Source organism: Azospirillum sp. FG154, from assembly GCF_057809575.1.
The window spans coordinates 1-389 of the sequence record NZ_JBMDKF010000071.1; the positions used below are offsets into that span (position 1 = coordinate 1).

The 389-nt window shown below is 55.0% G+C and carries 1 pseudogene; it reads right to left on the reverse strand.

Annotated elements, in window-relative coordinates:
- A pseudogene (locus ACODS4_RS28150) lies at positions 1-328 on the reverse strand (transposase); the annotation flags it as partial.
- Positions 329-389: the final 61 nt, after the last annotated feature.

The window sequence follows — 389 nt, forward strand, 5'->3', positions numbered from 1 at the left end:
GGTGTTTCAGCCTTCTTCGCGTCGATGGCTTCATAAATCATCGACTTGTTTCCTTGGCGAAGAAGGCCGCCGCGTTTTTTAAGAGGTCCCGTTCCTGACGGAGAATTTTATTTTCAAGCCGAAGCCGCGTCAGTTCCTTTTGCACGTCGTCGTGAGGACCAGACAGAACATCGGCCTCTTTGAATTGGGTTTTCCACCGCGTCAGCGTCGATTTGCCGATCCCCAGATCACCGGCGACCTGCGCCACAGTCCGACCGCTCGTCTCGGTCAGCCGCACCGCTTCACGCTTGAACTCTTCCGTAACTTTCCGCTGTTTGGTTGGGCTCATGAAGGCCTCCTGATCCGCGTTGTTGTCTCAGAAGGCTCTCCACTTTTCCAGGGCAACTCCA